Source organism: Vibrio satsumensis, from assembly GCF_050337435.1.
Lineage (GTDB): Bacteria > Pseudomonadota > Gammaproteobacteria > Enterobacterales > Vibrionaceae > Vibrio > Vibrio satsumensis.
Window position 1 is genome coordinate 197,714 of record NZ_JAKJSX010000010.1, and the last position, 23,748, is coordinate 221,461.

The window sequence follows — 23,748 nt, forward strand, 5'->3', positions numbered from 1 at the left end:
CATTTGGATTCGCATCTTTTCGCATCAGCCGCTTTTCGCACGAAACGCTTTCACGTATCCTAAGCCGCAATAGAAATAAACGAAAGAAGTTAACTGTGAAAGCCGATCAAAAACATACTCCCATGATGCAGCAGTACCTAAAACTGAAAGCAGAAAACCCAGAAATTCTGCTGTTCTACCGCATGGGCGATTTCTACGAGCTTTTCTATGATGATGCTAAAAAAGCTTCTCAACTCCTCGATATTTCACTGACTAAACGTGGCTCATCAAATGGTGAGCCTATTCCTATGGCGGGTGTTCCTTACCATGCCGTTGAAGGGTACCTTGCAAAGTTAGTACAACTTGGTGAATCCGTAGCAATTTGTGAACAGATTGGTAATCCAGCACTTTCAAAAGGCCCTGTTGAGCGTGCTGTTGTACGTATCGTTACACCCGGTACCGTGACCGATGAAGCATTACTTTCTGAGCGCGTTGATAACCTAATTGCAGCCATTTACCACCACAACGGTAAATTTGGTTACGCGACACTTGATATTACCTCCGGTCGATTCCAACTTTGCGAACCAGAAACGGAAGAAGCAATGGCAGCAGAACTGCAGAGAACCTCACCACGTGAGCTACTGTTCCCTGAAGATTTCGAGCCAGTAAATCTAATGGCAAGCCGTAATGGCAATCGCCGTCGCCCTGTATGGGAATTTGAATTAGACACTGCTAAGCAGCAATTAAATAAGCAATTTGGTACTCGCGATCTGGTAGGCTTTGGCGTAGAAAGCGCAAAACTGGGTCTATGTGCGGCTGGTTGTTTGATCCAATACGTAAAAGATACTCAACGTACAGCCCTTCCACATATCCGTTCACTGACGATGGATAAACAAGATCACTCTGTGATCCTCGATGCAGCGACTCGCCGCAATCTAGAGATCACGCAAAATCTTGGTGGTGGTACTGATAACACCCTTGCCGAAGTACTTGATCACACCGCAACAGCAATGGGTAGCCGTATGCTTAAGCGTTGGTTACATCAACCAATGCGCAATATCTCTGCGCTCGATCAGCGCCTAGATGCGATTGGTGAGATGAAAGATTTGGCTCTATTCACAGAGCTACAGCCAACCTTAAAGCAGATTGGTGATATCGAGCGTATTCTTGCTCGTCTTGCACTTCGTTCTGCTCGCCCTCGCGATATGGCACGACTTCGCCAAGCAATGGAATACTTGCCAGAGCTTGCTGAAACGCTAATGCAACTTAAGCACCCGTACCTAACTCAACTTGCTCAATATGCTTCTCCTGTGGACGAAGTTTCTGAACTACTCGAGCGAGCGATCAAAGAGAACCCACCGGTGGTTATCCGTGACGGTGGTGTGATCGCAGAAGGCTATAATACCGAGCTAGATGAATGGCGTGACCTTGCAGCAGGTGCAACTGAGTTTCTGGATAAGCTTGAGCAAGAAGAGCGTGAACGTCATGGTATCGACACTCTAAAAGTTGGTTACAACAACGTACACGGTTTCTTCATTCAAGTGAGCCGCGGACAAAGCCACCTAGTGCCGCCACATTATGTTCGCCGTCAAACGCTGAAAAACGCTGAGCGTTACATCATTCCCGAGCTAAAAGAGCACGAAGACAAAGTGCTTAACTCTAAGTCGAAAGCACTCGCTATCGAGAAACAGCTGTGGGAAGAGTTGTTTGACTTACTACTGCCGTATCTAGAGCGCCTACAAAACATCGCCTCTTCAGTATCTCAGCTTGATGTTCTACAAAACTTGGCTGAGCGTGCAGATACGCTGGATTACTGTCGTCCAACCATGACAGAAGCTGCAGGTGTGCAGATCCAAGCAGGTCGTCACCCTGTTGTTGAACAAGTGATGGACGAACCCTTTATTGCTAACCCTATCGACCTTAATGATCAACGTAAGATGCTGATCATCACAGGTCCAAATATGGGTGGTAAATCGACCTATATGCGCCAAACGGCACTCATCGCATTGATGGCTCATATCGGTTGTTATGTTCCTGCAGAAAGCGCGACCATCGGCTCTATCGACCGTATCTTTACGCGTATTGGCGCATCGGATGATCTGGCTTCTGGCCGTTCAACCTTCATGGTTGAGATGACAGAAACTGCCAATATCCTGCATAACGCAACACCAAACAGCCTTGTGCTAATGGATGAAATCGGTCGTGGTACCAGTACTTACGATGGTTTGTCATTAGCTTGGGCAAGTGCAGAATGGTTAGCTAATCAAATCAACGCGATGACACTGTTTGCAACGCATTACTTTGAGCTAACCGAGTTACCAAACCAACTTCCAACGCTAGCAAACGTACACCTAGATGCGGTTGAGCATGGTGACAGCATTGCCTTTATGCACGCAGTTCAAGAAGGTGCAGCAAGTAAATCTTACGGCCTAGCGGTTGCAGGATTGGCTGGTGTACCAAAAGCGGTGATCAAGAACGCTCGCGCGAAGCTAACACAGCTCGAAGCATTGAGTCTTGAGTCTCCGACATCGAAGCCAAGCGGCGTTGATATTGCAAACCAACTAAGTCTGATCCCTGAACCAAGCGAAGTAGAACAAGCACTTGCGAATGTTGATCCTGATGATCTAACTCCTCGCCAAGCATTAGAAGAACTTTACCGCTTGAAGAAGCTGCTTTAGTTTCTTACCAAGTAGTTTGTTCTTGCCGTACTGCTATTTTGATTAGACGGTATGAAATACCAAAGCCACAAACAAAAAAACGCTGACTTAAAGTCAGCGTTTTTATTTTTCTTCTATTTAGAGAAGCATCATCCGTTCAATTAGTCGTTTTCTACGTTGAACAGGTTTTCCATATTCAGACCTTGCTTGATAAGAATCTCACGCAGACGGCGAAGACCTTCAACTTGGATTTGACGAACACGTTCACGAGTCAGGCTGATTTCGCGGCCCACTTCTTCTAATGTTGACGGTTCATAACCCAATAGTCCAAATCGACGCGCAAGCACCTCTTTCTGTTTCGGGTTCAGCTCATCAAGCCAGAAAATTAACGAGTTCTTGATATCGCTATCTTGAGTTGAAACCTCAGGATCTGAATTATTGATGTCTGGAATAATATCCAACAGCGCTTTCTCACCGTCACCACCAATTGGCGTATCAACAGAGCTCACTCGTTCGTTTAGACGAAGCATCTTGCTCACATCACCAACAGGTTTATCTAGCTTAGAAGCAATTTCTTCTGCCGTTGGTTCATGGTCAAGCTTTTGTGATAGCTCTCTTGCAGTACGTAGGTAGATGTTCAGCTCTTTCACAACATGGATTGGCAAACGGATAGTGCGAGTCTGATTCATTAACGCACGTTCAATGGTTTGACGAATCCACCATGTCGCGTAAGTTGAGAAGCGGAAGCCACGCTCTGGATCAAACTTCTCTACGGCGCGAATCAAACCTAGGTTGCCTTCTTCGATTAGATCGAGAAGTGCAAGGCCACGGTTGCTATAACGACGTGAAATTTTTACCACTAAACGCAGGTTACTTTCGATCATGCGTTTACGTGCTGCTTCATCACCGCGTAGAGCTCGACGTGCGTATAGCACTTCTTCTTCTGCGGTTAGTAGTGGTGAGAAACCAATTTCGCCTAAGTAGAGTTGAGTGGCATCTAAACTTTTAGACGTAACTTCAACTTCTTCTTTTGCTTCGGTTTTCTTAGTAGCTGTTCGTTTTGCTTTTCCAAGAGCTTCCGGTTCCGTGGTTGCTTGGTCAAGATCGAACTCTTCTTTGGTTACTGCATTGCTTATACTCATAACGCCTCCCCCTGGCGAAATTAGCATGACATTACAACTTCATATGTCGCTAAATGACTATGTCACTCCATACAATACGTAATTTTTGCATATTGTATTTAAGGTAAATATCGTTTTGGATTAACAGATTTACCTTGGTAACGAATCTCAAAGTGCAGCCTAACACTGCTGGCTCCAGAGCTTCCCATTGTTGCAATCTTCTGCCCTGGTTTCACACTTTGCCCTTCAGATACTAATAGTCGGTCGTTATGCGCGTATGCACTTAAGTAATTATCATTGTGCTTCACAATCACTAGATTGCCGTAGCCTCGTAATGCATTACCCGAATAAACAACCGTTCCCCCTGCAGTAGATACTATTGGCTGACCTCGCTGTCCTGCTATGTCTATGCCTTTATTTCCTTGTTCGCCTACAGAGAAATTCTTGATTACTCTCCCTTTAGTTGGCCATAACCATTTGGATACTTTATCACTTGTTGGTTTGGTGGACGGTGTAACATTCTGTTTACCTTTAGACCCAACATACTCCTTTGATTTGGATTGTTCAACCTTCTTTGGTGGATCTTTTTTCACCACTTTGGTGGTAGTTTGAGCTGGAGCCGGTTTAGAGTTTTTGCTCTTTTGTGGTGTGGTTTTCGGTTTACTTGCCGCAGATGAGGTTGTGGATGCGGCGACAGGCGCTGCAACTGCTGCTGCCGCTACCGTTGACTTACCATACGCTGGCGCATTATAGCTAGGACGCCACAACTTAAGCTTCTGCCCTGGGTGGATAGTGTAAGGAGCAGACAACTTGTTATAACCGATGAGGTCTTTAACGTCTTTATTGGTGACATAAGCAATGAAGTAAAGGGTGTCGCCTTTTTTAACTTCATAGTAACTGCCACGATAACTACCACGATCAATCGATGAGTAATTCTTGTTTAGGCTTGAAACGGGCGCAGGCGAATTCGCTGCACACCCAACAAGGGCACAGCTAAGCAGTAAAGTACTTCCTTTTAACAACTTCGAACGCATCGACTCTCTATCCACCTACACCATTAGTCTTTTATTAAGCTAGCTCACCAGGAACAAGAGGTACAAATCTCACCATCTCGATAACACTCGATAAAAACTCATCGCCGTGTCGAACGATCTTCAATAGTTGCTGTTCGTCATCACCAACTGGAATCAGTAAACGACCACCATCTTTCAGCTGTTGCAGAAGCGCTTGAGGAATCGACTCTGCAGCGGCGGTGACAATAATCGCATCAAAAGGGGCTTTTGAAGACCAACCTTGCCAACCATCACCGTGTTTAGTTGAGATATTGTAGAAATCGAGTTGCTTCAACCTACGTTTTGCATCCCATTGTAGCGACTTTATTCTTTCAACCGAATAAACATGATCAACAAGTTGAGCCAATACCGCAGTTTGGTAACCAGAACCCGTTCCGATCTCCAAGACACGGCTATCTTGTTGTAATTCAAGTAGCTCTGTCATTTTAGCAACAATGTACGGCTGTGAAATTGTCTGACCCTGACCGATAGGCAGCGCATTATTATCATAGGCTTGGTGATACATCGCCTGTGATAAAAAACTCTCTCTCGGCAGTTGGTAGATCGCATCAAGAACCTTTTGATCCTGAATACCATTTTCAATCAGAAAAGTAATTAAACGCTCAGCTTGCGGATTACTCACTTACTTCTCCCCTAACCATGTTGCCATCGCACCCAGCGACTCATGCGCCGTTAGATCAACTTGTAACGGTGTTACCGATACAAAACCATGCTCAATCGCGTAAAAATCGGTACCTTCACCGGCATCTTGCTCTTTGCCCGGAGGGCCTAGCCAATAGATATCGTGACCACGCGGGTCTTTTTGCTTGATCATATCTTCAGCGTGATGACGAGCACCTAGGCGTGTCACCTGAGTACCAGACAGTTGTTCTAAGGCTAAATCAGGAACGTTCACGTTCAACAAACGATTGGTCGGGATTGGGTTTGCTAAATGTTGTTCGACAATACGACGAGCAATCGTTGCCGCTGTCTTAAAATGTTTTTTTCCCACCAGAGAAAACGCTACCGATTGAACGCCTAGAAAGTGCCCTTCCATTGCTGCTGCTACCGTGCCTGAATAAAGCACGTCATCACCAAGGTTAGCACCGTGATTAATACCCGTTAACACCAGATCCGGCATATCATTCTTTAGCAGTTCGTTTAACGCAAAATGCACACAGTCAGTCGGTGTTCCTTGTACCGAATAGGTATTTTCAGCAATATCTTGAACACGCAGAGGCTGTTCTAAAGTTAATGAATTTGACGCACCCGAGCGATTACGGTCAGGGGCAACAATGATAACTTCAGCAAGATCACGTAGCTCATTTGCCAGCTCATGAATACCTTGAGCGTGCACACCATCATCATTGCTGAGTAAAATCTTCATCTTGTATCCTTTCTTTTGTTCCCATGCTAAGCCAAGTCACTTAAATTCCAATATCAAGTGACCCAGCTCCAAGCAGAATCGTTATTGCTCGTAGGTTCTCTCTACGTGTACTTCTTCAACCAACTCACGAACGATAGCGGTTGCGAAACAACCTGCGTCTAGAGAGAACTTAAGAGTGACATTATCTTCGTTCACTTCCCAAGTTAGACCCGCTGGTTTTAACGATGCTTCACGACGGTCATGGCGCATGCGGTTACCGCGAATCAGCGCCATTAGGTCAGGTTCAGAATCAAGATGTTTTTGCTCTAACGCTTGAGACTCATTTGTTGTTGGTAAGGCATTATCACCAGCCAAAGCAACAGTAACCAATGCTGCGCCATTCGCGATGTCTTGGTTTACTGCTTCAATATTGTCCGCTGTTACCGCTAGTTGAGCTCCGTCTTTCATGACAATATCGCCAACCAATGCCGATGCAAACGCATCTTGCTCAATACGGTCTGACAGGATCAGGTTGTAAATCCACGAGCGAGCCGCAGAAAGGTACAAGCTGCGCTTATTCTGGTTACGAGTACGAACGTTATCACGGCCCCAACGACGAGCTTCAGATAAGTTGTTACCTTCATTACCAAAACGCTGAGCACCGAAATAATTTGGCACGCCGACTTGAGCGACTTTTTCCAAACGTTTTACGACATCATCACAATCTGTTACTTCAGACAAAGTCAGCTCGAATTGGTTGCCAACTAAATCACCCGGACGTAACTTTTTGTTGTGACGTGCTGTCGCCAAGATCTCAATGCTTGGGTACTGTGCTAAAAAAGCTGAAAAGTCAGGCTCACCTTTTGGTAGGTGTACACTCAACCACTGCTCAGTAACCGCGTGACGGTCTTTTAAACCTGCCCAGCTCACGTCCTTCGACTTAACACCGCAAGCTTTAGCCAGCTCGTTTGCCACGAAGCTCGTGTTTTCACCAGTTTTACGAATACGAACCATTAGGTGCTCGCCTTCACCAGTAAACTCAAAACCCAAGTCTTCATTAACGACAAAGTGTTCGGCTTTTGCTTTTAGTTTTGCTTTCGCAGTTGGTTTACCGTTTAGATAAGCCAATGAAGATAAAATATCTGACATGCTGTTCTTTTCGTGTTGGTGCTTACGCACTTTTAGTAATTAGGACCACCGCTTCACATGCGATGCCCTCTTTGCGACCTGTAAAACCTAAACGCTCAGTGGTCGTCGCTTTTACATTCACATTGCTAATGCTGGTTTCTAAGTCTTGAGAAATAGCTTGGCACATAGAGTCTATATGAGGCGCCATCTTTGGAGCTTGCGCCATGATAGTAATATCAGCATTACCAATCACGTAACCTTGCTCTTTTACTCGACGATAAACATCTTTCAGCAGTTCACGGCTATCTGCACCTTTCCATTCGTCGTCAGTATCTGGGAAATGACGACCAATATCACCCGCAGCAATCGCACCTAATAGAGCATCACATAAGGCATGCAAGGCAACATCACCATCTGAGTGTGCAATAAGACCTTGCTCGTAAGGGATGCTTACACCACCAATAATTACTGGGCCTTCACCACCAAACTTATGTACATCAAAGCCATGGCCAATACGAATCATCATTATTCCTTATTCTGACTTAAATAGAACTCAGCAAGCGCTAAATCTTCAGGCTGAGTAATCTTAAAATTATCTGAGCGCCCTGCCACTATAGCGGGCGATAAACCTTTCCATTCGAAGGCTGAGGCTTCATCAGTAATCGAAGCGCCTTGGTGCAACGCCTCACTTAATGCATTCCACAGAGGCTTTGCTCTGAACATTTGCGGCGTAAGAGCATGCCATAAATCGGCTCGCTCAACGGTATGCTCGATCTGCCCTTGGGCACCTCGCTTCATGGTGTCACGAACTGGCGCAGCTAAAATAGCCCCCACATCATGGCTCATCGCACCAGAAATTAGCTTGTCGATATCACTTAGCTGAACACAAGGCCTTGCCGCATCGTGAACCATTACCCAATCACCAAGTTGCTGCTCAGCGATATAGTTTAGCGCAGAGAGCACAGAGTCCGCTCGCTCGCTTCCGCCAGACACTCTGATCACTTGTGGATTCTGATTGAGTGCTAGTTCAGGGTAGTATGGGTCATCATCGCTGATCGCAACGACAATTTGAGCGACTTGTGGGTGAGACAGTAATTTCTCGAGGGTGTGCTCTAAAATCGTTTTGCCGTGAATTTTAAGATATTGCTTAGGGCGATCAGCCCTCATTCGGCTACCGACGCCTGCTGCAGGTACAACGGCAATCACGCTTTGAAGTTGAGTCGACATTAATGGGATTCCTCACCAATGATGCGATAAAACGTTTCGCCTTCTTTGACCATACCAAGCTCATGACGTGCGCGTTCTTCTATCGCGTCTAAGCCTTGGCGTAGATCGTCAATTTCAGCAAACATTTCTGCATTTCGAATATGTAGCTTTTCGTTTACTTGTTGTTGAACTTGGATTTCGTTGTTCACACCGTAGTAATCAGAGATACCATTTTTACCGAGCCACAGTGTGTGTTGTAGCCAGCCAAACACTATGAGCAGTACTAAAGCAAAAATTCGCATAACACCTTTCGCCGGTTGAAAAAGAAGGAACTAGAATAAGGCACATATATACCATAATGAGCTTATTGGTGCGAGATATGCGGTGTCAGGGAATTAAGAAGTCAGGGAATTATTGGACAGAATAGTGAGTGGTAACAATGAAGTTCCCTACTCCTTTCTTCGTTAGTCTAGGGAATGACGAACTTTCGGTATCAAAAAGATAGCTTTAGAGCCTAGAGGTTCTTCACCTCACTTTTTTACAGGCAAAAAAAACGCCCTACCGAAGTAGAGCGTTTCAAAAGCTTTAAGTTAACAATTCGCTAGGAATTATTGACCTTTAACTTCTTTAAGACCGTTGTAAGGAGCTTTAGAACCTAGAGCTTCTTCGATACGGATAAGTTGGTTGTACTTAGCAACACGGTCAGAACGGCTCATAGAACCAGTTTTGATTTGACCTGCAGCTGTACCTACCGCTAGATCAGCGATAGTTGCATCTTCAGTTTCGCCAGAACGGTGAGAGATTACTGCAGTGTAGCCAGCGTCTTTAGCCATCTTGATAGCAGCTAGAGTCTCTGTTAGAGAACCGATTTGGTTGAACTTGATAAGGATAGAGTTAGCTACGCCTTTCTCGATACCTTCAGCAAGAATCTTAGTGTTTGTAACGAACAGATCGTCACCAACGATTTGAAGCTTGTCGCCTAGAAGTTCAGTTTGGTGCTTGAAACCATCCCAATCTGACTCGTCAAGACCGTCTTCGATAGAAACGATTGGGAAGTTGTTCGCTAGCTCAGCTAGGTAGTGGTTGAACTCTTCAGAAGTGAAAGTTTTACCTTCGCCCTTCATGTTGTAGATGCCAGCTTCTTTGTCGAAGAACTCAGATGCTGCACAGTCCATAGCAAGAGTAACGTCTTTACCTAGTTCGTAACCAGCAGCTGCAACAGCTTCTGCGATAACTTCTAGAGCTTCAGCGTTAGACTTAAGGTTAGGAGCGAAACCACCTTCATCACCAACTGCAGTGCTGTAGCCTTTAGACTTTAGAACTTTAGCTAGGTTGTGGAATACTTCAGCGCCGATACGTAGACCTTCTTTAAGAGTCTTAGCGCCAACTGGTTGGATCATGAACTCTTGGATGTCAACGTTGTTATCTGCGTGCTCACCACCGTTGATGATGTTCATCATTGGTAGAGGCATAGAGAACTGACCAGCAGTACCGTTTAGCTCAGCGATGTGCTCGTATAGAGGCATGCCTTTCGCAGCAGCAGCAGCTTTTGCGTTAGCTAGAGATACAGCTAGGATAGCGTTCGCGCCGAACTTAGACTTGTTATCAGTACCATCTAGGTCAAGCATGATTTGGTCAACGTCAGCTTGTGCTTTAGCGTCAGTACCAACTAGAGCTTCAGCGATTGGGCCGTTTACAGCTTCAATAGCTTTAAGAACACCTTTACCTAGGAAACGTGATTTGTCGCCGTCACGTAGCTCAAGAGCTTCGCGAGAACCAGTAGATGCGCCAGATGGAGCAGCAGCCATACCTACGAAACCGCCTTCTAGGTGTACTTCAGCTTCTACAGTTGGGTTACCACGTGAATCGATGATTTCACGACCTAGAACTTTAACGATCTTAGACATTGAATGTTTCCTTCTCGTTGAATATATAAATGTCAAATTTAAAGGTAGCAGCACAACTTACGCAGCTACCTGTATTCCTTTTACTTCTCTAACTCGCCGCGCTGGAACTCGCCAGCCGCTTTAACGAAACCTGCAAACAATGGGTGACCATCGCGAGGTGTTGAAGTGAACTCTGGGTGGAATTGAGCAGCAACGAACCATGGGTGGTTCGGGTTCTCAATAACTTCAACCAGTTTCTTGTCCGCAGATAGACCCGATACTTTTAGGCCCGCTTTTTCGATTTGTGGACGAAGATTGTTGTTCACTTCGTAACGGTGACGGTGACGTTCATGGATCGTCGCGCTACCGTATAATTCGTAAGCTTTCGTCCCTTTCGCTAGGTGACAAAGCTGAGAACCAAGACGCATTGTGCCGCCAAGGTCAGATGTTTCTGTACGCTCTTCAACTTTACCTTCGCCATCAGTCCACTCAGTGATAAGACCAACAACTGGGTACTTAGTTTCAGTACAGAATTCAGAAGAGTGTGCCCCTTCCATTTTCGCAACGTTACGAGCGTACTCGATAAGTGCTACTTGCATACCTAGACAGATACCTAAGTACGGTACTTTGTTTTCACGAGCGTATTGAGCAGCAAGAATCTTACCTTCAACACCACGGTCACCAAAGCCACCGGGAACTAGGATTGCATCTAGGCCTTCTAAAACTTCTACGCCACGAGACTCAACGTCTTGTGAATCTACGTATTTAATATTAACGCTTAGGCGGTTTTTCAAGCCTGCGTGTTTTAGTGCTTCATTTACTGATTTGTATGCATCTGGTAGTTCAATGTACTTACCAACCATACCAATCGTCACTTCACCCGTTGGGTTAGCTTCTTCGTAAATTACTTGTTCCCATTCAGACAGGTCTGCTTCTGGAGCTGTGATGCCGAAACGCTTACATACAAGTTCATCAGTGCCTTGAGCTTTAATAAGCTGAGGGATCTTGTAGATAGAGTCAACATCGCGCATAGAAATAACTGCATTTTCTTGCACATTACAGAACAGAGCAATTTTCTTACGCTCGTTCGAAGGAATGTTGCGGTCTGAACGACAAACTAGGATGTCTGGCTGAATACCAATAGACAGCAACTCTTTTACAGAGTGTTGCGTTGGCTTAGTTTTAACTTCGCCCGCAGCTGCTAGGTATGGCACTAGAGTAAGGTGCATGAACATTGCGCGTTCACGGCCTAGTTCTACTGCTAGCTGACGAATCGCTTCCATGAATGGTAGAGATTCGATATCACCAACCGTACCACCAACTTCAACGATCGCGATATCGTGGCCAGCTGCGCCAGAAATTACACGCTCTTTGATAGAGTTAGTGATGTGTGGGATAACCTGAATAGTTGCACCTAGGTAATCACCGCGACGCTCTTTCGCGAGTACGTCTGAGTAAACACGACCTGCAGTGAAGTTGTTACGCTTAGTCATCTTGGTGCGAATGAATCGCTCATAGTGACCAAGGTCAAGGTCAGTTTCAGCGCCATCTTCCGTAACGAACACTTCACCGTGCTGAGTCGGGCTCATAGTGCCTGGATCAACGTTGATGTAAGGGTCAAGCTTCATCATAGTCACTTTAAGACCACGAGCTTCTAAAATAGCCGCAAGAGATGCTGCAGCAATACCTTTACCTAGAGAGGATACAACCCCGCCAGTAACAAAAATGTAATTTGTCGTCATGTTTAACCTGAAATTGGTTGAATGAGGGAAATGGACTACTTCTGGACGGGATGAAAATATACCAGAAGCCCCTTATCGCCACAACGTGAAATCTATCACACTGCTATTTTTTATTTTTTGCTTCAAATCAATTCATGATAAAAGCTTTGGTTATCTTTTCTCCGCCACTTTGACTTCATCCCACATGGAATCAAGCTGTTGTAGTGAAAAGTCGTTCAAAATTTTATCCTGCTGACGAACTTTTTGTTCCACCCCTTTAAAACGACGTGAGAACTTCAAATTGGCTTTATTGAGCGCCGACTCTGGATTTTTACCTAAATGTCGCACCAAATTGACCGTCGCAAACAGCAAGTCACCTAACTCTTCTTCAACCAAATCTTCATTAGGCGTCACTTGAAGAGCTTCCTCTAGCACCTCATCGACTTCCTCTAAAACCTTATTAGCCACTGGGCCAATAGAGTCCCAATCGAAGCCATACTTCGCTACCTGTTTTTGAATCTTTGTAGCACGTGAAAGCGCGGGTAGAGAGTTTGGTATTGAGTCTAGAATACTTTCTGGAGTTTTGCCTGCTTGCGCTTTTTCTTTGGCTTTTTCGGCTTCCCAATTGGCATTAATCTCTTCATCGCTCGCAAACTCGGTATCAGAGAACACATGTGGATGGCGGCGCGTTAGCTTCTCATTGATGCCATCAACCACATCAGAAAACTCAAATAGCCCCTGCTCTTTCGCTAGCTGGCTGTAGAAAATCACCTGAAACAACAGATCACCTAACTCTTCTTGTAGGTTTGGCCAATCTTTATTATGAATCGCATCCACCACCTCGTAGGTTTCTTCGATAGTATGCGGAACAATGGTTTCAAAATTTTGTTTCAAATCCCAAGGACAGCCACCTTCTGGATCGCGCAGCTTAGTCATAATCTGTTCAAGTTGTTCAATCGGGTGATTCATCTTTTCTTCCTATTCACTGTCTTTGATTTTTAAATTTAAAACTTCTGTTAAAACTAAAAAAGGTGAGCAGCCAAAACCACTCACCTTTATCTTTATTCGTCATCCCCAAGAGTGAAGAATGAGCGAGTTGGGGATCTCAAACCGCTTAGCGAGATTCCCTATCACGTTCGTCCCTCACTGTAGGGAATGACGAGGATGATACCAAGTATCATCCGAGTCTCTTGACGCTCATTACATCTTTGATCTGCTCGACTCGGCTTGTCACTCGACTCAGAATCTCAATATTGGTCACTTCTAAATCGAAGTCCATTACCGATAGCTGACGCTTGTAGTCGATGCGACTCTTCATTGTCGTCACGCTGATCTTCTCGTTCGAGAACAGTGAGGTGATGTCTTTCAACAAGCCATTACGCTCTAGCGCTTCAACGCGCAGAGTTAGGATGTAAGAACCGACGAAGCCATTGCCCCAGACAGTATCAATAATACGTTCTGGCGCATGCAGGCTTAGCTCACTCAACTGCTCACAGTCAGCACGGTGCACTGAGATACCACGACCTTGCGTAATGTAACCTTTAATAACATCGCCTGGGATTGGCTGACAGCAACGCGCTAGGTGCGTCATTAAGTTATCAACGCCCTCAACCACTACCGCGTCTTTCTTAGGACGACTCTGCTGTGCTGGCTTGTTTTCCGACTCAAGCAGTTTCTCTAGCGCTTTCTTATCTTCTTCTTCCGCCGTCGGCTTATTCACCAACGCATTGATGTGATTAACCACTTGGTTAATGCGCAAGTCGCCACTGCCGATACCAGCATAGAGTTCATCTGGCGTGTTGACGTTAAAGCGTCTTAGCGCGTATTGGTCTGCATCTTTTAGGGTTGCACCGACTTTCGCTAGTTCAACCTCAAGGATGTCTCGACCCGCTTCGAGGTTCTTCTCTCGGCTTTGCGCACGGAACCAAGCATTGATCTTCGCACGAGCCCGGCTTGAATGAACGAACCCTGTAGTTGGATTTAACCAGTCACGTGATGGGTTCGGTTCTTTTTGAGTGATGATTTCAACCTGATCACCCATCGATAATTTATGGGTAAACGGTACGATACGTCCCGCTACTTTTGCACCGATACAGCGGTGTCCAACCATCGAGTGGATGTGGTAAGCGAAGTCCAACGGAGTGGCACCCATAGGTAAATCGACGACATCACCGCGCGGTGTAAATGCGTATACGCGGTCATCGAATACTTGGCTACGAACTTCATCCAGCATCTCGCCAGAGTCCGACATCTCTTCTTGCCAATCGATAAGTTTACGCAACCAAGTGATTTTCTCATCGTAACCACTGCGCCCGCTTGAAGCACCTTCTTTGTACTTCCAGTGCGCAGCGACACCCAACTCAGAGTCTTCGTGCATTTGCTTGGTACGGATCTGAATCTCAATGGTCTTGCCTTCAGGGCCCAGAACCACGGTGTGAATCGATTGGTAACCATTTGGCTTAGGGTTCGCCACGTAGTCATCAAATTCACTTGGTAGATGTTTGTATTTGGTATGAACCACACCTAGGCCGGCATAGCAGTCTTGAAGCTGGTCGGCGATGATACGCACAGCACGCACGTCAAAAAGCTCATCGAAGTCCAAGCCTTTCTTCTGCATTTTACGCCAGATACTGTAGATGTGTTTTGGTCGACCGCTGACTTCAGCATTGATGTTTGAACGCTGCATTTCTGCTGTTAAATCATCAACGAAATCTGTGATGTATTGTTCACGAACGATACGACGCTCAGACAGCTGTTTCGCAATCTGCTTGTAGGTGTCTGGCTGCTGATAGCGGAATGCGTAATCTTCGATTTCCCACTTAAGTTGACCGATACCTAAACGGTTCGCCAGTGGAGCATAGATGTTAGAACACTCTTTTGCTGCCGCGCGACGCACAGCATCTGGCGCTTTTTTTACTTCAATAAGGTTACAGATTCGCTCAGCTAGCTTGATAACTACGCAGCGGAAATCATCCACCATCGCCAGTAGCATACGACGAACGTTATCAACTTGACCCGAGGCAGCGCTGCCTTCAAGAGTCACGTTTAACTGGCCTAAAGCCGCCATTTCTTCAACGCCATCAATCAACTTTACGGTTTCTTTACCGTAGCTTTCTTCAAACGCTTCGCGCTCAAAAACGCCGCTTGAGACGACGGGAAAAAGTTGTGCTGCAATTAAAGTGGCACGGTCCATGGACAGCGTAACCAAGATTTCGATCATCTCACGGCCACGCCAAAGCAACAGCGATGCTTGCTCGTGATCTTTTAATAGCTCTTCACAGTGACGATAAACTTTGATCAGTTTATTCGAGGTCTTTACGTCTTGATTCAGTGACGCAATCCAACTTTCTAGCTCAAACTGTTCGCTTGGGTTTAAATGTGCGCTTCGTACCGCAACCATCATGCCTTCCTAGTTATTATGTTTTATACCCAACTCAATATGACTAACTGGTTCCAAGTTAGTTCGACCATATTGATATCAGCGCAAGTTTCCCTGCGCCTTTGTGATTCATTTTTAAGCCTTATTTAGAGGCTTCTAAGCCTTAATAAAGAGAGCCATCGATTCTAGATGACTGGTGTGCGGGAACATGTCCAACATACCCAATTTGGCTAACTGATAACCTTGTTTTTCTAAGCTCTCAGAATCTCTAGCTAGAGTAGCAGGATTACACGAAACATAAACCACACGCTTCGCTCCTAACGCTGAAATTTGATCAACGATCCCACTCGCTCCCGCACGTGCCGGGTCAAGCAATACTTTATCGAATTTCTCTTTTGCCCAAGGCTGTGAAGATAAGTCTTCTTCAAGGTTAGTTTGGTAAAATTCCGTATTGCTTAACTGGTTTAACGCTGCGTTAGATGTGGCTTGCTGAACCATTTCATCAACGCCTTCCACACCAACCACAAACGCCGATTGTTGTGCTATAGGCAAACTGAAGTTACCTAGACCACAAAACAGGTCTAGCACTCGCTCATCCGCTTGAGGTTCTAGCCACTCAATCGCTTGAGCCACCATCTGCTGGTTGACCTTCTGGTTCACCTGAATGAAATGGTTTGGCTCGAAAGGTAAGGTAACACCCGTTTCACTATAGGTTGGCGCTTCACCAACCAAACGAACCAACTTATCGGTTTCAGGCATCGAATACAACGTCGCGCCTTCTTCTTTCGCTAACGCTATCAGCGCTTGTTCATCTTTTTCAACCAAAGGTTTGAGGTGGCGTAGCACCATAACAGGGCCAGTATCGCCCAACACCAATTCAACGTGTCCTAAAGACGTAAGGTTGTTGAAAGTGTTTAGTAAATTTTTCAGTTTTGGCAGCAATACATTGAGGCGAGGATCAAGCACGGCACAATCTGTGATGTTTTCAATCTGCTTACTCTGCTTCTTACGGAAACCGAACTGAAGCTGCTGTGTCTTCTTATCAACAAATAGGCTGATACGTGCGCGACGTCGATAACCGGTTTCATCACCTATAATAGGCTGTGCAACTTCAGTATTAGCCGTTTGGTATTGGCTCATCAGGTGCGTCAGAGATTGCGATTTATGCTCAACCTGAGAAGAATAACCGAGGTGCTGAAGGTGACAGCCACCACACTGATTAAAGTGCTTACAAAACGGCTTTAAACGCTGCCCGCTCGGCTTCAATAACTTGATAAGCTTAGCTCGCGAAAACTTACTTTTGCTCTCAGTAAGTTGAATAACCACCTGCTCACCGGGCAATGCGCCATCAATGAAAACTGGTTTATTCTTCTGATAAGCGATACCAGCGCCATTGTGATCCATTCGTTCAACCAAAACCGATTGATGCTTGGTCTCGAGTTGAGTTTTCTTTTTTGGTTGGAAAAAACGTGCCATTGCTTGTGCCTAATGTATCTTTTAATAAGTAATTGGTATCCAGGACTCACTATTATGTCTTGGAATCATTGTCGAACGTCACGGCTTTGATTAAGCTTACCGTTCACTTAACCGCCATTGTGTGCGTTATTTTCCCATATCCAGACCTCGATGTAATTAAAGAACATGACCAGATATGGCTTAAGAGCCCGTGTAATTACCTTAACTCTAGCTCCAACCCTGATTATTGGGTTGCTATTGAGTGCATTTTTCTCATTTAACCGCTATCAAGACCTTGAGGGGCAAGTGGTTAACACTGGTACTAGCATCATTGAACCACTTGCGATTGCGAGTGAATCAGGCATGAAGCTCGAAAGTCGAGAGTCTGTTCGTCAGCTTATTAGCTATGCACATAGGAAGAATTCTAAGTTAGTGCGCAGCATCGCGGTGTTTGATGAACGTCATGAGTTGTTTGTAACCTCAAACTTTCATCCTGACTTTGAAAGCCTGACTTATCCGAAAGATAAACCGATCCCGCATTTGAGCTCATCGAACCTGCTCGATAACACGCTGATTCTGCGAACGCCGATCATAGCCGAAGGCCAATACATCAATTCAGCCAACGGTCAGTCTCAAGCCAACCAAGCGATCGGTTATATTGCGATTGAATTAGACTTATCTTCTCTTCGATTGCAGCAATATCAAGAAGTGTTCTCTGCGTTCTTGGTGTTGATTCTGGGTCTTGGACTTTCTGGGGTATTTGCCTTCCGTTTGATGCACGACGTAACCCAACCGATCACACACATGAAAAACATGGTCGACCGAATTCGTCGTGGTCACCTAGATGTGCGTATCGAAGGCAAAATGCATGGCGAGCTAGACTCACTGAAAAACGGTATCAACGCGATGGCGGTATCGCTGTCAGAGTATCACGTCGAGATGCAGCACAGTATCGACCAAGCAACATCCGATCTACGTGAAACCCTTGAGCAGCTAGAGATTCAAAACGTTGAGTTAGACATTGCAAAGAAACGCGCTCAAGAAGCAGCTCGTGTTAAATCTGAATTCTTGGCTAATATGTCTCACGAACTGAGAACGCCGCTGAATGGGGTGATTGGCTTTACTCGTCAGATGCTCAAGACTCACCTATCGAACAGTCAAACCGATTACCTGCAAACCATTGAACGCTCGGCAAACAACCTGCTCAGCATCATCAACGATATCTTAGACTTCTCGAAACTTGAAGCCGGTAAACTGGCTCTAGAAAACATCCCATTTGAATTCCAAGCTAGCCTTGAAGAGGTAGTAAACCTTCAAGCAACCAACGCTCATGAGAAAGGCCTAGAGCTGACACTTAAGATCGACCCTAAAGTACCACCGGGCGTCGTAGGCGATCCACTGCGTATTCAACAGATCCTGACCAACCTAGTTGGCAACTCAATCAAATTTACCGAACGCGGCAACATTGATATCAGCGTTGAGCTTCGTTCACAAAGCGAAGACAGTATCGAGCTGCAATTCATGGTTCGTGATACCGGCATTGGTATCTCTGAGCGTCAACAAGCTCAGCTGTTCCAAGCCTTTAGCCAAGCCGATGCAAGTATCTCTCGTCGCTATGGTGGTACAGGCTTAGGTCTGGTTATCACCCAAAAACTGGTCAGCCAAATGGGGGGAGAGATCAGCCTAACCAGTCGTCTGCACCAAGGTTCAACCTTCTGGTTCACCTTAAGACTATCAACGACTGATATGCCAATGACTGAGTTAATAGAGACTCAGTGTCTACAAGACAAACAACTGCTGCTTATAGAACCAAATATGCAAGCGGCCTCAATTACTCAGCAAATCCTAACCCAAGAGGGCTTAGTGGTCACGTATCGTTCGGTTATGCCAGACGAGAGCACCTCGTATGACTACGTACTACTGAACCTAGCCGCGAACCAAGAATATCAATTTGATACTGTGAGTGGTTGGGCGATAGGCGCGAAGAAGATTGCTCAAAACGTGATAATTGGTACACCAAGTACCGAGCTAGCGCTGGGTGAGCAGCTAATGAAAGAGGTCGATGTTCAGTGCATCACTAAGCCTCTTTCTCGTAAGAAGTTGCTGCAAACTCTGGTATCGAATCAAGCACCGACCTTGATTGCACCGGCTATTGAAACACATTCAGAAGAGAAGCTTCCGCTTACGGTATTGGCGGTCGACGACAACCCTGCCAACCTTAAGCTGATCACTGCGCTGCTAAAAGAACGCGTAGAAACCGTCATCAGTTGTACCAGTGGTCAGCAGGCGATAGACAAAGCGACAGAAACTCAATTTGATATCATCTTCATGGATATTCAAATGCCACAGATGGACGGTGTGACCGCTTGTCAGAACATCAAAAAGCTGGCGAACAATGCAAACACGCCTGTAATTGCCGTTACTGCTCACGCCATGATGGGGGAGCGTGACCGACTACTTGACGCAGGTATGGATGACTACCTAACCAAGCCTATTGAAGAACATGTGTTACAACAGGTTCTGATTCATTGGAGCCCAACCTCTGAGGTTGAGCACATCGAAAAAATAGATCCAGACCATCCCGCAGTCTCTGCTGAGATCGATAACGGCTCAGTGTCAGAAACTGAAGCCAGCGTGCACAAAAATATCATCATTGATTGGCAAGCGGCGATGAAACAGGCCGCCAATAAAGAAGACCTCGCACGCGATATGCTGCAAATGCTGGTCGACTTTATCCCAGAGGTTTACGAAATAGCAGACAAAGCGATAGAAGACAGTGACTACCCAGTTGAAGAGCTGATACACATCATCCACAAGATGCATGGCAGCAGCTCGTACAGCGGCGTACCAAGGCTAAAATCGGTGTGTGCGACGATAGAGAAAGAACTGCGTTCAGGTACTTCTGTTGAAGACATTGAACCGGAACTTTTCGAACTTCAGGATGAGTTAGATAAGGTTCAAGCGACGGCTATTCACTACTTGAAACCAGCCCGTGATTAGATTGATTTAGCCTCAAACTCAAAGCAATAAAAAAGCAGAGCATATAAGCTCTGCTTTTTTGTTTAGCAGCGAATCGAACGCTAGGTTTCGATTAACCTTAATAGGTAGTTATCGGTAAGCAATTATGATTCGAGCAACACCGTTGCCACAGCGTAGTGACGCTCATCCGAGATAGTCAGATGAATCGATGTTGTACCATTCGCCTCTGCGATTTCACGTGCTTTTTTATGCAGCCTCAGAACTGGCTTGCCATGCTCATCGTTTGAAATCTCAAAGTCGTGGAAGGTCACACCAAGCGCGATGCCCGTGCCTAACGCCTTAGATGCCGCTTCTTTTGCAGCAAAACGTTTTGCAAGGTAACGCCCTTTTTGCTTAAGTTGCTGGAATACTTCAAATTCAGAATCGGTCAAAATACGTTGAGCAAAAGCGTCACCACTTCGTGACAATGCCTTTTCAACACGTTCAATTTCTGCGATATCTGTACCTAATCCAACAACAGCCATGTTTACCCTACTACCAAACTTCTATCTATTAATTCTACTAATTAGTCGCTTATGACTTAACGCTTACTGTTTAGAAAACTAAGCGTTGTTGCGTGCTGTTTCCATCACGGCTTTCATGTCTGCAACGGCTTTGTTCAAACCATCAAACACTGCACGTCCCATGATTGAGTGACCGATGTTCAACTCGTAGATCTCTGGAAGAGCCGCAATCGGTGCTACGTTGTGGTAAGTCAGACCATGACCAGCATTGACTGTGATACCAAGATCGTCCGCGTAGCTTGCGCCTGCAGCAATCTTTTTCAGCTCGTCTTGTTGGTCTTCTTCTGTTTTAGCATCGGCATAATGGCCAGTGTGCAGTTCAATGAACGGTGCGCCACACGCTTTTGCTGCGTCGATTTGCTCACGGTCAGCATCGATAAACAGAGAGACTTTAATGCCAGCAGCAGACAGTTTTTCCGTCGCCGCTTTGATCTTTTCAAGTTGACCAACCACGTCCAAGCCACCTTCAGTGGTCAGTTCTTCACGCTTCTCTGGAACCAGACAAACAAACTCAGGATTAGTATCGAGGGCAATTTGAACCATCTCGTCCGTTACTGCCATCTCCAAGTTCATACGAGTTTGAAGAGTTTCAGCCAGAATACGTACATCGCGGTCAACGATATGACGACGGTCTTCACGCAGGTGAATAGTAATACCGTCAGCACCCGCACGTTCAGCAATTTCAGCTGCGTGTACTGGATCTGGGTATTTAGTACCACGTGCATTACGTAGTGTTGCAATATGGTCGATATTAACGCCTAAAAGGATTGAGCTCATTTTCCAATACTCCGTGCTCTAGAGAGGGCTATTGTTGGCATAAATAGCTCTCTACTTTTTAATGGTTTGCCGCCAAGATACGGCTTTAAGGCTATGCGTGTAAAGCGTTTTGCCGCTTTTAACTGCTCTTTAGTGATAAACCTACGTTCACTGATTGCGATTAGTTCATCGCCCATAAAAGTCAGGTTGTCTCGACGCACCGAAGCGATGAAACCTTTCTGCTCTCGATAGCGATAAGTCATGCTCGGATCAATCGCTTCACCAGTGCCCGCGCAGTGTAAAAAGTCGACGCCATAACCCATAGCGGATAATAGAGCCAACTCAAAACGACGCAGCGCTGGCTCAGGATTTTCATTATGCGCCAGCTCTGTTAAAGCATGAAGATAGTCGTGAAAAAGTGCTGGCATCGCCACTTCCGCCATCAATACACGACCGATTAGCTCGTTCACATACATGGCTGAATACAGATTGATACCGGCGAGAGGGAGCCCCAAGCTAATCGGCTCAGCTTGGCGTAAGGTTTTCATCGAACCATTACCAGACCACTTAAGCAGTAGCGGTGTAAAAGGTTGTAATGCACCTTTCAAATTGGAACGCTTGCTGCGAGCGCCTTTAGACATCAACGTCACCCGACCGAACTCTTCGCTGAAGACGTCCAAGATCAGGCTCGACTCACTGTATGGTCGACGGTGCAACACAAAGCATCGCTGTAACCCTTCGCTCAATCACTTACCCTTATTACAGATACAAAAAGAGAGAGTTCGCACTCTCTCTTGGATTTATCTTCAGTTCAACTTTCTTAATCTCAGAAAGTGACGTTCAATATATTATAGATCGTCGATGTAGCCTAACGAGCGAAGTGCACGCTCATCATCAGCCCAGCCAGATTTAACCTTGACCCAAGTCTCTAGGTAAACTTTACGGCCGAATAGCTCTTCCATATCGATACGCGCTTCACGACCAATCGTTTTGATCTTCTCGCCCGCTTTACCAATCACCATTTTCTTCTGACCTGTACGCTCAACAAGAATCAGTGCATTAATGTGGAAGCCATCGTTATCTGGGTTGTAATCGAAACGTTCGATTTCAACCGTTACTGAGTATGGTAGCTCGTCACCCGTAAAGCGCATCAGCTTTTCACGGATAATTTCAGAGGCCATAAAACGTTGCGAGCGATCAGTCACGTATTCTTCAGGAAAGTGGTGTGTAGCTTTAGGTAAATGTTCACGTACGTGCTTACGCAGTACATCAATGTTTTTACCTTGCTTCGCTGAGATTGGCACAACGTCAATGAAGTCCATCTTCTTAGAGACTTCCATCATATGTTGCATCACGTTAGTACGGTCTTGAACGTTATCTACTTTGTTGATGCAAAGTACAACTGGGAAGTCAGTCTTCTTCAGTTTGTTCAAAACCATCTCATCGTCGTCAGTCCAGTGAGTACCATCGACAAGGAAAAATACTAGGTTCACATCACTCAGTGAGCTGTTCGCCGCACGGTTCATCAGACGGTTAATTGCACGCTTTTCTTCAATATGAAGTCCAGGAGTATCAACAAAGATCGCTTGGTAATCACCCTCAGTTTCAACGCCCATAATACGGTGACGTGTCGTCTGTGGTTTACGTGATGTAATAGAAATCTTCTGTCCCAGAATATGGTTCAGAAGCGTCGACTTACCTACGTTTGGGCGACCGACAATAGCGATGAAGCCACAATGTTGGTTTTCCGGTAGGCCTGTTTTTTTGCTATCAGATGAAAAGAATGCATCGATATCGAAATCTTGGTTGTTATCAGACATTGCTTAGTTGCTCTAATGCTGTTTCAGCAGCCGCTTGTTCTGCCTTGCGGCGGCTAGTGCCTTTACCGATAACAGGTTTATCCACACCTGCCACTTCACACTCAACCGTAAACTCTTGGTTGTGTGCTTCACCTTTAATATTAGTCACTGTGTAGACAGGTAGAGGATTTCTTCGACCTTGTAAAAACTCTTGTAGGCGAGTTTTCGGATCTTTTTGAGATACTCCAGGCTGAATAGCATCTAGGCGAGATTGGTACCAGCTTAAAATAATGCCGCGAACCGTCTCGGTATCACTATCTAAATAGACAGCGCCGATGATCGCTTCAACAGCATCCGCTAGAATAGAATCACGACGGAAACCGCCACTCTTCAACTCACCTGGACCTAATTTTAAGTAATCTCCTAGTTCGAATTCACGACCTAGTTCTGCCAATGTATGACCACGTACTAATGTTGCGCGCATGCGGCTCATATCACCTTCGTTTACCTTAGGAAAACGGTGGTAAAGATCATCAGCGATAACAAAACTTAAAATTGAATCGCCCAGAAACTCAAGACGTTCGTTATGTTTACCTGCGGCGCTGCGGTGAGTCAGCGCCAAGTGGATAAGATCGGCATCATTGAACTGATAGCCAATCTTTCTCTCTAGTTTATCAATTGGAGAATTCATGCTCTCTCGA

The 23,748-nt window shown here is 45.6% G+C and carries 20 protein-coding genes; 2 read left to right on the top strand and 18 right to left on the bottom strand.

Going from position 1 to position 23,748, the window contains the following annotated elements; genetic code table 11:
* The first annotated feature begins 95 nt into the window (after positions 1-95).
* Positions 96-2,657, top strand: a complete 2,562-nt coding sequence (mutS, locus tag L4C44_RS14525) for a DNA mismatch repair protein MutS (RefSeq protein WP_428805295.1) — start codon at positions 96-98, stop codon at positions 2,655-2,657.
* Between the two features lie 140 nt (positions 2,658-2,797).
* Here the strand turns inward: mutS and rpoS are convergent, their stop codons facing one another.
* From rpoS to rlmD, 13 genes are all read right to left on the bottom strand, one after another.
* Positions 2,798-3,778, bottom strand: a complete 981-nt coding sequence (gene rpoS / locus L4C44_RS14530) for an RNA polymerase sigma factor RpoS (RefSeq protein WP_146490608.1) — start codon at positions 3,776-3,778, stop codon at positions 2,798-2,800.
* A gap of 98 nt (positions 3,779-3,876) precedes the next feature.
* Positions 3,877-4,791: a murein hydrolase activator NlpD gene (gene nlpD / locus L4C44_RS14535; RefSeq protein ID WP_050620526.1), complete on the bottom strand. Its 915-nt coding sequence runs from the start codon at positions 4,789-4,791 to the stop codon at positions 3,877-3,879.
* 34 nt (positions 4,792-4,825) lie between these two features.
* Positions 4,826-5,452: a protein-L-isoaspartate(D-aspartate) O-methyltransferase gene (locus L4C44_RS14540; protein WP_017059029.1), complete on the bottom strand. Its 627-nt coding sequence runs from the start codon at positions 5,450-5,452 to the stop codon at positions 4,826-4,828.
* The gene (gene surE, locus L4C44_RS14545; RefSeq protein WP_428805296.1) at positions 5,453-6,196 is read right to left on the bottom strand and encodes a 5'/3'-nucleotidase SurE; all 744 of its coding nucleotides are present in this window, start codon (positions 6,194-6,196) and stop codon (positions 5,453-5,455) included.
* An 81-nt stretch (positions 6,197-6,277) separates the two neighbouring features.
* Positions 6,278-7,324: a tRNA pseudouridine(13) synthase TruD gene (truD, locus tag L4C44_RS14550; protein ID WP_372383828.1), complete on the bottom strand. Its 1,047-nt coding sequence runs from the start codon at positions 7,322-7,324 to the stop codon at positions 6,278-6,280.
* 22 nt (positions 7,325-7,346) lie between these two features.
* On the bottom strand, positions 7,347-7,826 hold the full coding sequence (gene ispF, locus L4C44_RS14555) for a 2-C-methyl-D-erythritol 2,4-cyclodiphosphate synthase (RefSeq protein WP_086711987.1): 480 nt from the start codon (positions 7,824-7,826) through the stop codon (positions 7,347-7,349).
* 2 nt (positions 7,827-7,828) lie between these two features.
* Positions 7,829-8,530 (bottom strand): 2-C-methyl-D-erythritol 4-phosphate cytidylyltransferase, encoded by a 702-nt coding sequence (gene ispD / locus L4C44_RS14560; protein WP_428805297.1) that lies wholly within the window; start codon positions 8,528-8,530, stop codon positions 7,829-7,831.
* Positions 8,530-8,811, bottom strand: a complete 282-nt coding sequence (gene ftsB / locus L4C44_RS14565) for a cell division protein FtsB (RefSeq protein ID WP_010435786.1) — start codon at positions 8,809-8,811, stop codon at positions 8,530-8,532. The genes ispD and ftsB overlap by 1 nt, the downstream gene beginning before the upstream one ends.
* A 306-nt stretch (positions 8,812-9,117) precedes the next feature.
* Positions 9,118-10,416, bottom strand: coding sequence for a phosphopyruvate hydratase (eno, locus tag L4C44_RS14570; RefSeq protein WP_017059033.1), 1,299 nt, complete (start codon positions 10,414-10,416; stop codon positions 9,118-9,120).
* An 80-nt stretch (positions 10,417-10,496) separates the two neighbouring features.
* On the bottom strand, positions 10,497-12,137 hold the full coding sequence (gene pyrG, locus L4C44_RS14575; protein WP_017063214.1) for a CTP synthase: 1,641 nt from the start codon (positions 12,135-12,137) through the stop codon (positions 10,497-10,499).
* Between the two features lie 150 nt (positions 12,138-12,287).
* On the bottom strand, positions 12,288-13,085 hold the full coding sequence (gene mazG, locus L4C44_RS14580; protein ID WP_146490604.1) for a nucleoside triphosphate pyrophosphohydrolase: 798 nt from the start codon (positions 13,083-13,085) through the stop codon (positions 12,288-12,290).
* A gap of 208 nt (positions 13,086-13,293) precedes the next feature.
* Entirely contained in the window at positions 13,294-15,516 is a 2,223-nt protein-coding gene (gene relA, locus L4C44_RS14585; RefSeq protein WP_060982689.1) for a GTP diphosphokinase, read from the bottom strand.
* 135 nt (positions 15,517-15,651) lie between these two features.
* Entirely contained in the window at positions 15,652-16,971 is a 1,320-nt protein-coding gene (gene rlmD, locus L4C44_RS14590) for a 23S rRNA (uracil(1939)-C(5))-methyltransferase RlmD (RefSeq protein ID WP_146490603.1), read from the bottom strand.
* 165 nt (positions 16,972-17,136) lie between these two features.
* On the opposite strand from rlmD, the gene barA reads away from it, so the two are divergent.
* Positions 17,137-19,950: a two-component sensor histidine kinase BarA gene (gene barA, locus L4C44_RS14595; RefSeq protein WP_428805298.1), complete on the top strand. Its 2,814-nt coding sequence runs from the start codon at positions 17,137-17,139 to the stop codon at positions 19,948-19,950.
* Positions 19,951-20,072: 122 nt separating this feature from the next.
* Here barA and acpS read toward each other — a convergent pair whose 3' ends face one another.
* The 5 genes from acpS to rnc form a co-directional block, all read right to left on the bottom strand.
* Positions 20,073-20,453 carry a holo-ACP synthase gene (acpS, locus tag L4C44_RS14600; RefSeq protein WP_048659396.1) on the bottom strand — a complete coding sequence of 127 codons (381 nt, stop codon included), beginning with the start codon at positions 20,451-20,453 and terminating at the stop codon, positions 20,073-20,075.
* A gap of 78 nt (positions 20,454-20,531) precedes the next feature.
* Positions 20,532-21,269, bottom strand: coding sequence for a pyridoxine 5'-phosphate synthase (gene pdxJ / locus L4C44_RS14605; RefSeq protein ID WP_048664490.1), 738 nt, complete (start codon positions 21,267-21,269; stop codon positions 20,532-20,534).
* The gene (gene recO / locus L4C44_RS14610) at positions 21,266-21,994 is read right to left on the bottom strand and encodes a DNA repair protein RecO (RefSeq protein ID WP_146490601.1); all 729 of its coding nucleotides are present in this window, start codon (positions 21,992-21,994) and stop codon (positions 21,266-21,268) included. Before recO ends, pdxJ begins: the two co-directional genes overlap by 4 nt.
* A gap of 102 nt (positions 21,995-22,096) precedes the next feature.
* A complete protein-coding gene (gene era, locus L4C44_RS14615) occupies positions 22,097-23,068 on the bottom strand; it encodes a GTPase Era (RefSeq protein ID WP_017059042.1) in 972 nt (323 codons plus the stop codon).
* Positions 23,061-23,738, bottom strand: coding sequence for a ribonuclease III (rnc, locus tag L4C44_RS14620; protein WP_017059043.1), 678 nt, complete (start codon positions 23,736-23,738; stop codon positions 23,061-23,063). Before rnc ends, era begins: the two co-directional genes overlap by 8 nt.
* Positions 23,739-23,748 lie beyond the last annotated feature (10 nt).